General features: G+C 46.2%; 8 protein-coding genes. 1 reads left to right on the top strand and 7 read right to left on the bottom strand.

All coding sequences use genetic code 11. The features are described 5' to 3' along the window. Positions 1-1,090: transposase (locus tag ACFSCZ_RS17400; protein WP_380775718.1), on the top strand; the 1,090-nt coding region annotated here is incomplete at its 5' end. On the opposite strand, the gene tuf is transcribed toward ACFSCZ_RS17400, so the two are convergent. The 7 genes from tuf to rpoB form a co-directional block, all read right to left on the bottom strand. Beyond that, positions 1,077-2,264 (bottom strand): elongation factor Tu, encoded by a 1,188-nt coding sequence (gene tuf, locus ACFSCZ_RS17395; RefSeq protein ID WP_380775717.1) that lies wholly within the window; start codon positions 2,262-2,264, stop codon positions 1,077-1,079. The two genes, ACFSCZ_RS17400 and tuf, sit on opposite strands and share 14 nt — an antisense overlap. Before the next feature lie 131 nt (positions 2,265-2,395). Beyond that, positions 2,396-4,471 carry an elongation factor G gene (gene fusA / locus ACFSCZ_RS17390; protein WP_380775714.1) on the bottom strand — a complete coding sequence of 692 codons (2,076 nt, stop codon included), beginning with the start codon at positions 4,469-4,471 and terminating at the stop codon, positions 2,396-2,398. A gap of 39 nt (positions 4,472-4,510) precedes the next feature. Further along, positions 4,511-4,981: a 30S ribosomal protein S7 gene (rpsG, locus tag ACFSCZ_RS17385; protein WP_380775712.1), complete on the bottom strand. Its 471-nt coding sequence runs from the start codon at positions 4,979-4,981 to the stop codon at positions 4,511-4,513. Positions 4,982-5,028: 47 nt separating this feature from the next. After that, positions 5,029-5,442 (bottom strand): 30S ribosomal protein S12, encoded by a 414-nt coding sequence (rpsL, locus tag ACFSCZ_RS17380; protein ID WP_380775710.1) that lies wholly within the window; start codon positions 5,440-5,442, stop codon positions 5,029-5,031. A 109-nt stretch (positions 5,443-5,551) separates the two neighbouring features. Beyond that, positions 5,552-5,800 carry a 50S ribosomal protein L7ae-like protein gene (locus ACFSCZ_RS17375; protein WP_380775708.1) on the bottom strand — a complete coding sequence of 83 codons (249 nt, stop codon included), beginning with the start codon at positions 5,798-5,800 and terminating at the stop codon, positions 5,552-5,554. 192 nt (positions 5,801-5,992) lie between these two features. Then, entirely contained in the window at positions 5,993-9,595 is a 3,603-nt protein-coding gene (rpoC, locus tag ACFSCZ_RS17370; protein WP_380775706.1) for a DNA-directed RNA polymerase subunit beta', read from the bottom strand. 59 nt (positions 9,596-9,654) lie between these two features. Further along, positions 9,655-13,209, bottom strand: coding sequence for a DNA-directed RNA polymerase subunit beta (rpoB, locus tag ACFSCZ_RS17365; RefSeq protein ID WP_380775704.1), 3,555 nt, complete (start codon positions 13,207-13,209; stop codon positions 9,655-9,657). Positions 13,210-13,391 lie beyond the last annotated feature (182 nt).

The following is a 13,391-nucleotide window of genomic DNA, read 5'->3' as shown; positions in this document are numbered from 1 at the left end:
GGATGAAATCGAAACAGCTGAAGAAGTACCTGTCCGCAAGGAACTTCGTAAACGCCGGAGTGCGCTGAAAAAACCCGTAAAGATGATCCGCGAAAACTTCATCCCGCGTATCCATAAATATCGTTTGCATCATGAGATATTCGGTGACCGCAACAGCTTTTCAAAAACGGATTCTGATGCCACGTTCATGCGCATGAAGGAAGACCACATGAAAAACGGCCAATTGAAACCAGGCTATAATGTACAGGCAGCGACAGAAAACCAGTTTATTGTTTTCTATTCTGTCCACCAACGTCCCACTGACACGCGTTGTTTCATTCCTCATATGAAGAAACTGGCGGGGTCTTCTTTGCCAATGCCTAAAACAGTCGTTGCTGACGCAGGCTATGGCAGCGAGGAAAACTATCTGTACGCCATAGGAGAAGAAAAAGCGACGCGTTTTGATTATTTAATTCCTTATAATAACTATCTAAAAGAAAAGACACGTACATATAAAAATGATATTAAAAACGCAAAAAATTGGACGTACCTGGAGCACGATGATCTGTTCATATGTCCGAATGGACGCAAAGTAAGTTTTCAATCATACCGAAACAAAAAGAATGCCTCAGGCTATATCCAAAGCTATAAAATTTATGAATGTGAGGACTGTTCCGGATATCCCTTGAAAGCCCGATGCACAAAAGCCAAAGGCAACCGGCAGGTCCATTTGAATATGGTCTATGAAGAAATGAAGGCAAAGGCCAAGACAGCCCTTGAATGTGAAAAGAACGCAGAAATCTACTCCCGACGAAAAGTCGAAGTAGAAAGTGTGTTCGGTCACATCAAGGGCAATCGGTCGTTCCGCCGGTTCTCTCTGCGTGGCCTCGAAAAGGTCCACGTGGAATTCGGACTGGTGGCCTTGGCCCATAACTTCCTGAAAGTGGCGGGCATCCGCCAGCTGCTTTTAGGAAAAAAGCCCACAAATGCAAAATCAGGAGGAGAAAAACGATTCGGTTTTCTCCTCCTGATTTATTTTAGGGGCTATTTAGACAGCCCCGTTTTAATGGGCCCATTTATAGCAATGTCTATTTTTATTATGCTTCAATAGAAGAAACGACACCAGCGCCTACTGTACGTCCACCTTCACGGATTGAGAATTTAGTTCCTTCTTCAATCGCGATTGGGGAAATAAGTTCTACTGTCATCTCAACGTTGTCCCCGGGCATAACCATTTCTACGCCTTCAGGAAGGTTGATAATACCAGTCACGTCAGTTGTACGGAAGTAGAACTGAGGACGGTAGTTAGAGAAGAATGGAGTGTGACGTCCACCTTCTTCTTTGGAAAGAACGTAAACTTCAGATTTAAATTTTGTGTGTGGAGTGATAGATCCTGGTGCAGCCAATACTTGACCACGTTGGATATCTTCACGAGCAACCCCACGAAGAAGCGCACCGATGTTGTCTCCGGCTTCTGCATAGTCAAGAAGCTTACGGAACATTTCAACTCCTGTTACAGTTGTTTTGCTGGACTCTTCTGCAAGACCGATGATTTCTACTTCGTCACCAACTTTAACTTGGCCGCGCTCAACACGTCCTGTTGCAACTGTTCCACGTCCAGTAATGGAGAATACGTCCTCCACAGGCATCATGAATGGTTTGTCTGTTTCACGCTCTGGAGTAGGGATGTAGTCGTCAACAGCATCCATCAATTCAATAATTTTCTCTTCCCATTCTGCTTCTCCTTCAAGAGCTTTAAGAGCAGAACCTTTGATAACTGGTAGGTCATCCCCAGGGAATTCATATTCAGAAAGAAGATCACGGATCTCCATTTCTACTAATTCAAGAAGTTCTTCATCGTCAACCATGTCGCATTTGTTCATAAATACAACGATGTAAGGAACACCTACTTGACGGGAAAGAAGAATATGCTCACGAGTTTGTGGCATTGGGCCGTCAGCAGCAGATACTACAAGAATAGCTCCGTCCATTTGCGCAGCACCAGTGATCATGTTTTTAACATAGTCAGCGTGTCCTGGGCAGTCAACGTGTGCATAGTGGCGTTTTTCAGTCTCATACTCAATGTGAGAAGTAGAGATTGTGATTCCACGCTCTTTTTCTTCAGGAGCGTTATCAACTTGGTCATAAGATTTAGCTTCTCCACCAAGTCTTTTTGAAAGAACTGTCGCAATAGCAGCAGTCAAAGTTGTTTTACCATGGTCAACGTGACCAATTGTACCGATATTCGCATGTTCTTTGGAACGATCAAATTTTTCCTTAGCCATTAGGAAATCCTCCTTTAATTTTAAAAATAATGTAAGTATAGTTGAGTGCTTTAAAGGGGGCTATTCCCCGCCTTAAAGCAACTCGAGTAACATCTACTAGTAGTTATACTTGATAGATGCAATAAAATCAATTATTCACCGCTATTTTTTTTGATGATCTCTTCAGCGATGGATTTAGGCACTTCTTCATAGTGGTCAAAGTGCATCGTGTACGTACCGCGTCCTTGTGTATTGGAACGGAGAGAAGTTGCATATCCGAACATTTCGGAAAGTGGAACAAAAGCTTTGACCACTTGCGCATTTCCTCTGGCTTCCATGCCTTCCACGCGTCCGCGTCGTGAAGTAATGTCTCCCATTGTATCCCCGAGGTATTCCTCCGGTACAACAACTTCGACTTTCATTACTGGTTCCAAAAGGACAGGATCACATTTTTTCGCTGCATTTCTCAATGCGAGGGAAGCTGCAATCTTAAATGCCATCTCACTGGAGTCCACATCGTGGTAGGAACCATCATATAGCTTAGCTTTTACGTCAATCAGCGGGTATCCTGCAATGACACCATTTTCCATGGCGTCTTCCAAACCTGCCTGAACTGCAGGAATGTATTCACGAGGAACCACACCACCAACGATGGCATTTTCAAATTCAAAACCTTTACCTTCTTCGTTCGGCGAGAATTCAATCCAAACGTGACCAAATTGTCCGCGTCCACCGGACTGGCGTACGAATTTACCTTCAACTTGTGCCGAAGTACGGAAAGTCTCACGGTAAGAAACTTGTGGGGCACCCACATTCGCTTCTACTTTAAATTCACGCTTTAAGCGGTCAACGATGATATCAAGGTGGAGCTCACCCATACCGGCAATAACCACTTGTCCTGTTTCGACGTTTGTTTCAGCGCGGAAAGTTGGGTCTTCTTCCTGCAATTTAGCAAGAGCCGCACCCATTTTATCCTGGTCTGCTTTAGATTTAGGCTCGATAGCTACAGAAATCACCGGCTCCGGGAATTCCATGGACTCAAGAATAACTAAATTCTTCTCGTCGCAAAGGGTATCTCCTGTACCTGTATCCTTCAAACCAACCGCTGCTGCGATGTCACCGCTGTAAGCTGTCGTGATCTCTTCACGGTGGTTCGCGTGCATCTGAAGGATACGGCCGATTCTTTCACGTTTTCCTTTAGTGGAGTTTTGTACATAAGAACCGGAATCGAGTGTACCTGAGTATACACGGAAGAATGTCAAACGGCCGACATATGGATCCGTCATTACTTTAAATGCCAGAGCTGAGAATGGCTCATTGTCATCTGCATGACGTTCCACTTCTTCTCCGGTACCAGGCACGGTTCCTTTAATAGATTCGATATCAATCGGAGCCGGGAGATAGTCTACAACAGCATCAAGAACCGGCTGAACACCTTTGTTTTTAAAAGCTGTTCCGCAAAGAACCGGGTAGAATTCTACTTTCAATGTTGCCGCACGGATAGCAGCTTTAAGTTCTTCGCTGGAGATCTCCTCTCCTTCAAGATACTTCATCATCAATTCTTCATCAAAGTCTGCGACTGCCTCTATAAGGCTTGCACGCAATTCTTCGGCCTGATCTTGGAGATCAGCTGGAATTTCTGCCTCATTGGCATCCAATGCGCCGTCTTCATAGATCCATGCTTTCATATCAACAAGGTCTACGAATCCCTTAAATTCATCTTCTGCGCCAATTGGAAGCTGAATGGGATGTGCATTCGCCTGAAGGCGGTCATGCAGGGTTTTCACGGAATATAAGAAATCCGCACCGACTTTATCCATTTTGTTAACAAATACGATCCGTGGAACTCCGTAAGTAGTTGCTTGTCGCCAAACTGTTTCAGTCTGAGGCTCAACACCAGACTGCGCGTCAAGGACAGTAACGGCTCCATCCAGAACTCTCAAGGAACGTTCAACTTCAACGGTGAAGTCTACGTGACCAGGAGTATCAATGATGTTTACGCGGTAACCTTTCCACTGTGCTGTTGTAGCAGCAGAGGTAATCGTAATTCCGCGCTCCTGCTCTTGTTCCATCCAGTCCATTTGGGAAGCACCTTCGTGAGTTTCACCAACTTTATGGATTCGCCCTGTATAGAAAAGGATGCGCTCGGTTGTTGTTGTTTTACCGGCATCAATGTGAGCCATGATTCCGATATTACGAGTCTTTTCTAAGGAGAACTCTCTAGGCATCTCGTCTTTCTCCTTCCTAGTTTAAAAATAGTTGTGATCTTACCAGCGGTAATGGGCAAATGCTTTGTTTGCCTCAGCCATTTTATGTGTATCTTCACGCTTCTTCACTGAAGCACCGCTGTTGTTTGCAGCATCAAGAATTTCATTGGCTAAGCGCTCTTCCATGGTTTTTTCTCCACGAAGACGTGCGTAATTCACCAACCAGCGAAGACCCAATGTTGAACGGCGTTCCGGACGCACTTCAATTGGTACTTGGTAGTTTGCACCACCCACACGGCGTGCTCTTACTTCCAATACTGGCATGATGTTTTTTAATGCTTGTTCAAAAACCTCCATTGGATCTTTTCCGCTTTTTTCTTGAACGATATTAAATGCTGAATATAGGATGGTTTGTGCTTTCCCTCTTTTTCCGTCAACCATCAACTTGTTGATCAAACGTGTAACAAGCTTGGAGTTGTAAATGGGATCAGGAAGGACATCCCTTTTAGCGACTGGTCCTTTACGTGGCATTCAGATTTCCTCCTTTCACGGTCAAATAGACATCTATCGTATCCATTTTATTTTTTAGGTTTTTTTGTACCATACTTAGAACGGCTTTGTTCACGGTTCTCAACACCAGCAGTATCAAGGGCTCCGCGTACAATGTGATAACGTACACCAGGCAAGTCTTTTACACGTCCGCCGCGGATTAACACGACGCTGTGCTCCTGCAGGTTATGGCCGATTCCAGGAATGTAGGCAGTAACCTCAATTCCGTTTGTCAAACGAACACGGGCATATTTACGAAGCGCTGAGTTCGGCTTTTTAGGAGTCATTGTACCAACACGTGTACAAACACCGCGTTTTTGCGGAGAAGAAACGTTTGTGCTTGTTTTCTTAAAGCTGTTATACCCTTTGTTCAATGCTGGAGAGTCAGAAGTAGATACTTTTGACTTTCTCGGCTTACGTACCAATTGATTAATTGTAGGCATGAATGTTTCCTCCTTTCTGGTTTTGTAGACCCACACATCCAGGTGGTTCTTTTTTTGAGTTAAAAAAACAGTTTTTGCAGCCGATATGGCCTTTACTGCAAAAACACTTTTAGTGAATGATGGCAACAGCAGCTGCTCCTACATCAATCCCGCATGCTCTGCCAAGTTTTTTCATGGAATCCACCTTAGTAACGGGGATATCCAGGCTCTGTGCAGTTTGTATGACATTGCCCGTAACCCGTGGTTCGGCATCCTCCGCAATAAAAACTTGCTTCGCATCGCCTGATTTCAAAGCCCGTACTGTCTGCTTTGTTCCTATAACTACATTTGCATCCTGCAAAACTTTTTCATAAGACAATTTCTCGCATCCTCCAAAGCTACAGGTTTCAAGATAGGATCACCTTGAATATCGTACCATCTGAAATTTTCAATGTCAATAAATTATTTTAAAAAGTGCACGAAATAGAAATAGCGCCCGGCAAGCGCCATTCTGCACCTTTTTTGTAATTACAGAAGTGATCCGCCGGCAAGTCTGCCGGCGGCTTCTGCATTACTCTACTTCAACATTGGCCGTATCTTCTTCTTCGTTTTTCAATACTGCTTTGGCTCTTCGATAACGCTGCATGCCTGTTCCCGCCGGGACAAGCTTACCGATAATGACGTTCTCTTTCAAACCTAACAGTTCATCCCGCTTGCCTTTGATGGCTGCATCTGTCAACACGCGTGTAGTCTCCTGGAATGATGCAGCTGACAGGAAGGAATCTGTTTCTAAAGATGCTTTCGTAATACCAAGCAAGACCGGGCGGCCGATGGCCGGCTGTTTGCCTTCAAGCAAGACCTTTTCATTCGCATCGGTAAACTGGTGGATGTCAAGCAGTGTTCCCGGAAGAACATCGGTATCACCTGCGTCTGTCACCCGGACCTTACGCAGCATTTGGCGAACCATTACTTCGACGTGCTTATCACCAATTTCAACACCCTGCATCCGATAAACCTTCTGCACTTCGAGCAAGAGATATTGCTGAACCGCTGCGACATCCCGGACTCGGAGCAGCTCTTTAGGATCAATGGATCCCTCTGTCAACTCCTGTCCGCGTTCGACTCTATCATTAACAGCTACGCGCAGGCGGGCTGTATAAGGAGCATTGTATGTCTTGCTTTCAATGTCTCCCTGGATGACAATTTCATGCTGTCGGTCCCTGCCGACATTGATGGCAGTGACAACGCCGCTGATTTCAGAAATAACTGCCTGCCCTTTCGGATTTCGGGCTTCAAACAATTCCTGAATACGCGGAAGACCTTGAGTAATATCGTCTCCTGCAACCCCGCCTGTATGGAAGGTTCTCATCGTCAGCTGTGTTCCCGGTTCCCCGATGGACTGGGCTGCGATAATTCCCACCGCTTCCCCGACATCTACCACAGAACCTGTAGCCAGGTTGCGGCCGTAGCATTTCTTGCAGACGCCGTGGCGGGTATTGCACGTAAACGCGGAACGGATCCATACTTCTTCAATTCCGGCATTCACAATTTCCTTCGCCGTATCTTCCGTAATAAGTGTATTTTCCGGCAGAATGATTTCTTCTGTATCCGGATGCGTTACTTTCTTGCGTGTGAAACGGCCAATCAATCTCTCTTCCAGAGACTCAATCTCTTCCGTACCATCTTTCAGGGCGGATATGAGAAGACCTCTGTCCGTGCCGCAATCGTCTTCGCGGACAATGACATCCTGGGCTACATCGACGAGCCTTCTTGTCAAGTAACCCGAGTCTGCAGTCTTCAGGGCGGTATCCGCCAATCCCTTACGAGCCCCGTGTGTAGATATAAAGTATTCGAGTACTGTCAGGCCTTCACGGAAGCTGGACTTGATTGGAAGCTCGATGATTCGTCCGGCCGGGTTGGCCATCAAGCCCCGCATTCCTGCTAGCTGCGTAAAGTTTGAAGCGTTACCCCTTGCCCCAGAGTCACTCATCATGTAAATCGGGTTAAGCCGATCAAGAGATTCCATTAACTTATCCTGAATGTCATCCTTTGCAGCGCTCCAGATGGAAATGACACGGTCATAACGTTCTTCATCCGTGATCAGTCCGCGCTTGAATTGTTTTAAGACATTGTCTACTTTCGTCTGGGCTTCGTCGAGTATTTTTTCTTTCTCGGCGAGCACGACAATGTCAGAAACACCGACTGTAATTCCTGCTTTTGTTGAATATTTAAAACCAAGGTCTTTCATGCTGTCCAACATTTTGGATGTCTCGGTAATATGGAATTTCTTAAAGATCTCGGCAATAATGTTTCCGAGAATTTTCTTTTTGAATGGTTTGACGAGCGGCTGTTTTTTAATAAAAGCAGCCACATCTTCCGTAGTATCGATAAAGTATTTATCCGGTGTGTTCTTCTCCAGGTTTTCATCGGTTGGTTCGTTGATGTACGGAAAGGACGGAGGCAAAATTTCATTAAAAATAATTTTACCTACTGTCGTGACCAGCAATTTCTTGCGCTGCTCTTCAGTAAATCTCTCGTTTTGGAGAGAATCCACGTGAATAGCAATCCGGGAATGCAAATGAATATACCCGTTATGGTACGCAAGGATTGCCTCGTCCGCGTTTGCAAATACCATGCCTTCCCCTGCAGCACCTTCACGTTCAAGTGTTAAGTAATAGTTGCCAAGTACCATGTCCTGTGATGGTGTAACAACCGGTTTTCCATCTCTCGGATTCAAAATGTTCTGGGCTGCCAGCATCAACAGCCTGGCTTCAGCTTGAGCCTCAGCAGATAACGGAACATGGACCGCCATTTGGTCACCGTCAAAGTCGGCATTATAAGCTGTACAAACAAGCGGATGGAGCCGTATGGCTCTTCCTTCTACGAGAGTCGGCTCAAATGCCTGGATACCAAGTCTGTGCAAAGTCGGTGCACGGTTAAGCAATACCGGGTGCTCGCGGATGACTTCTTCTAACACATCCCACACTTCCGGATGAACCCGCTCAATTTTGCGCTTCGCACTCTTTATATTGTGAGCCAAACCTTTTTCTACCAATTCCTTCATGACAAACGGCTTGAACAGTTCCAATGCCATTTCTTTCGGCAATCCGCATTGATACATTTTCAGGCTTGGGCCTACAACGATAACCGAACGGCCTGAATAGTCCACCCGCTTACCAAGAAGGTTTTGCCGAAAGCGTCCCTGCTTCCCTTTCAGCATGTGTGATAGAGATTTAAGCGGTCGGTTTCCTGGCCCCGTTACCGGGCGTCCGCGGCGACCGTTATCAATTAAAGCATCGACAGCTTCCTGAAGCATCCGTTTTTCGTTCTGTACGATGATTCCGGGAGCTCCCAGATCCAGAAGTCTCTTAAGCCGGTTGTTCCGATTAATGACACGGCGGTATAAATCGTTCAAATCAGACGTGGCAAACCTGCCGCCCTCCAGCTGAACCATTGGACGCAGCTCCGGAGGAATAACCGGCAGGACATCCAATACCATCCAGTCCGGATGATTTCCGGAATGACGGAAAGCTTCCAGTACTTCAAGCCGCCTGATTGCACGGGTGCGGCGCTGCCCCTGGGCTGTTTTAAGTTCTTCTTTGAGAATCTCAACCTCTCTGTCGAGGTCAACATCCTGCAGAAGCTTTTTGATCGCTTCTGCCCCCATTCCTGCATTGAAGGAATTTCCGTACTTTTCTCTGTAAGCACGATATTCTCTTTCGGATAAAAGCTGTTTTTTCTCTAACGTAGTATCTCCGGGATCGGTCACTACGTAAGAAGCAAAATAAATAATTTCTTCCAGTGCCCGGGGGGACATATCCAACAGAAGGCCCATCCGGCTAGGTATTCCTTTGAAGTACCAAATGTGGGAGACAGGGGCAGCAAGCTCAATGTGCCCCATCCGCTCACGGCGGACTTTTGCCCTTGTCACTTCCACACCGCACCGGTCGCAGACTACACCTTTATAGCGGACCCGCTTATATTTTCCGCAGTGGCATTCCCAGTCCTTCGTAGGACCAAAAATCCGTTCGCAGAAAAGGCCGTCTTTCTCCGGCTTTAATGTTCTATAGTTGATCGTTTCTGGCTTTTTTACTTCCCCAAAAGACCATGAACGGATCTTGTCTGGTGAAGCAAGGCCGATTTTCATATACTCGAAATTATTTACATCCAGCAAGGGGCCTACCTCCCTTTTCATATACAGGTTTTACCCTAATTGCCTTGTCTTGCGTTCAATTACTCCTTGGTTGCAGCTGTTTCTTCCACTTTTGTATCCGGAGCAATGTTCAGTGTATCTGCCTGATGAAGGTCTTCCTCTTCCTCAAGCTCGCGCATTTCAATTTCCTGTTCATCCCCGGACAGAATTTTGACATCCATCCCGAGGCTCTGCAGCTCTTTAATTAATACTTTAAATGACTCAGGAACACCCGGCTCGGGAACATTTTCACCTTTCACAATAGCTTCGTATGTTTTTACACGCCCGACGACGTCATCAGACTTCACGGTCAAAATTTCTTGAAGAGTGTATGCCGCGCCATATGCCTCGAGGGCCCACACTTCCATTTCTCCGAAACGCTGCCCTCCAAACTGCGCTTTACCGCCGAGCGGCTGCTGTGTAACAAGTGAGTATGGTCCTGTGGAGCGTGCATGGAGCTTATCGTCTACCATATGTGCAAGTTTCAGCATATACATGACACCCACGGATACACGGTTATCAAACGGTTCTCCGGTCCGGCCATCGTATAAGATCGTTTTTGCATCAGGAGCCATGCCGGCTTCTTCGATTGTCTCCCATACATCTTCTTCAGTTGCGCCGTCAAATACGGGGGATGCCATATGCAGTCCCAAAGAACGGGCTGCCATTCCCAAGTGCAATTCAAGCACCTGCCCGATATTCATCCTTGAAGGAACACCCAGCGGGTTAAGCATCACATCGACTGGGGTGCCGTCAGGCATAAATGGCATATCCTCTTCAGGGAGAATTCTGGAGATAACCCCTTTGTTACCGTGGCGTCCTGCCATTTTATCCCCTTCTGATATCTTTCTCTTTTGTACGATATAGACCCGTACAAGCTGATTTACACCAGGGGAAAGCTCATCACCGTCTTCGCGGTTAAACACCTTGACATCAAGGACGATACCACCGCCTCCATGCGGCACTCTTAAAGAGGTGTCGCGGACTTCGCGTGCTTTTTCACCAAAAATGGCATGAAGCAGGCGCTCTTCCGCTGTCAGTTCTGTTACACCCTTTGGTGTTACTTTCCCGACGAGCAAATCACCGTCTTTGACTTCTGCCCCAATCCTGACAATTCCGCGCTCATCGAGATTTTTCAGCGCATCCTCCCCGACGTTTGGAATATCCCTTGTCATTTCTTCAGGGCCAAGTTTAGTATCACGGGCTTCCGATTCATATTCTTCAATATGGATAGACGTATAAACATCATCTTTAACAAGCCGCTCGCTCATGATGATGGCATCTTCATAGTTATAACCTTCCCATGTCATGAAGGCGACCAAAACATTGCGTCCCAGTGCCAATTCACCCATATCCATTGAAGGTCCGTCTGCAAGGATTTCTCCTTTGGAGACCCGATCACCGACGCTCACGATGGGACGCTGGTTATAGCAGGTTCCCTGGTTGGAACGGATAAACTTTTGAAGGCGATATTTATCAAGGTCGCCTTTGATTTCCTGGCCGTCAACCTCTTGGATGCGGCGAACCCAGATTTCGCGAGCCTCAATATGCTCAACGATTCCCTCATGCTTACAAATGACTGCAGATCCCGAGTCCTTTGCCGACACATACTCCATGCCTGTACCGACAAGCGGAGCTTCCGGCTGCATTAGCGGAACAGCCTGCCTCTGCATGTTCGCTCCCATAAGAGCACGGTTGGAGTCGTCATTTTCCAAGAATGGAATACACGCTGTCGCTGCGGATACAACCTGCTTTGGAGAAACGTCCATATAGTCAATGCGCTCTCTTTTCACAACGGTGTTTTCTCCACGGAAGCGCGCAATTACCTCTTCGTTTTGGAAAGTTCCTTCCTCCGTAAGAGGAGCATTCGCCTGGGCTACAACATAGTTATCCTCTTCGTCGGCAGTCAGGTAATCAATTTGGTCCGTAACGACGCCTGTTTCCGGATCGACACGGCGGTAAGGCGTTTCAATAAACCCGAACGGATTGACCTTTGCAAAAGTAGAAAGCGAGTTGATCAAACCGATATTCGGACCCTCCGGAGTTTCAATCGGACACATCCGTCCATAGTGCGAATAGTGAACATCCCGCACTTCCATACCGGCACGTTCACGTGTCAAACCGCCCGGTCCGAGCGCGGAAAGTCTCCGTTTATGAGTAAGCTCCGCAAGCGGATTGGTCTGGTCCATAAACTGTGACAACTGGGAGCTGCCGAAGAACTCCTTAATGGACGCGATAACCGGCCGAATGTTAATCAATTGCTGCGGCGTAATCGTATTGATATCTTGAATGGACATCCGTTCACGAACGACACGTTCCATCCGGGATAACCCAATTCGGAACTGGTTTTGAAGGAGCTCGCCGACTGAACGTAGGCGGCGGTTCCCCAAGTGATCGATGTCATCTGTATCGCCGACACCATAGAGAAGATCAAAGAAGTAGCTGATCGATGCAATGATATCTGCAGGAGTGATATTTTTTATCTCCTCCGCGATCACCGTATTTCCGATCACATTGATTACTTTTTCTTCATCATCATTGGGGGCATATATTTTGATTGTTTGGACGGTGATATCATCATCAAGCACACCGCCGTGATTGTTGTATGTCTTAAATCCTGCACCTTTTTCAAGGTAAGGGATTAATTTGTCCAATGTGCGGCGGTCAAGAACTGTACCTTTTTCCGCAATGATTTCGCCCGTTTCCGGATCAGCCAGAGTTTCTGCCAGCCGCTGATTAAACAGGCGGTTTTTAATATGAAGCTTTTTGTTGATTTTATAACGCCCAACGTTGGCCAAATCATATCTTTTTGGATCAAAGAAGCGGGAAATTAGTAAACTTCTCGCATTTTCAACTGTTGGGGGTTCACCTGGACGGAGACGCTCGTAGATTTCAAGCAAAGCTTTTTCCACGCTCTCCGTATTGTCTTTTTCGAGAGTGTTTCGAAGATATTCGTTATCTCCGATTAATTCGATGATTTCTTGATCAGAACCAAATCCGAGTGCACGCAAAAGAACCGTTACCGGCAATTTTCTTGTCCGGTCAATACGGACATATACCACGTCTTTTGCATCTGTTTCATATTCGAGCCATGCGCCGCGGTTTGGAATAACAGTGGCTGTGAACCCTTTTTTGCCATTCTTATCAACCTTTGCGCTATAATACACACTTGGTGAACGTACCAGCTGGGATACAATGACACGCTCTGCCCCGTTGATAATGAAAGTGCCCATTTCAGTCATCAACGGAAAGTCTCCCATGAAAACATCCTGGTCTTTGACTTCACCGGTCTCCTTATTTAAAAGACGCAATTTCACACGAAGCGGAGCCGCATACGTAGCATCGCGTTCTTTAGATTCTTCCACTGAGTATTTTGGCTCACCGAGACTGTAATCGATAAACTCCAATGATAGATTTCCAGCGAAATCTTCAATTGGGGAGATGTCCTGAAACATTTCCTTTAAGCCCTCATCAAGAAACCACTGATAAGAGGAAGTTTGAATTTCGATAAGGTTTGGCAGTTCCAATACTTCACTGATACGAGCAAAGCTTCTGCGCTGGCGGTGCCGTCCATACTGAACTAGTTGACCTGTCAACTGATTCACCCCTCAAAAATCGTGCATTTTATTCATCCAACCCGCTTTCAAAGAAAGCAGGATTTGAATCGTCAGACAAAAAGAAAAATGGTTTTACTTTGAAAACCACAATTTCCCAAGACAAACCTATATTTAACCATTTTTCCCATCATTGCCAATATCTATACAAGGCTATTGACAAT

The organism is Siminovitchia sediminis, assembly GCF_042680885.1.
Taxonomy (GTDB): Bacteria; Bacillota; Bacilli; order Bacillales; family Bacillaceae_C; genus Siminovitchia; species Siminovitchia sediminis.
This window is presented reverse-complemented; position numbering and strand designations above follow the sequence as displayed.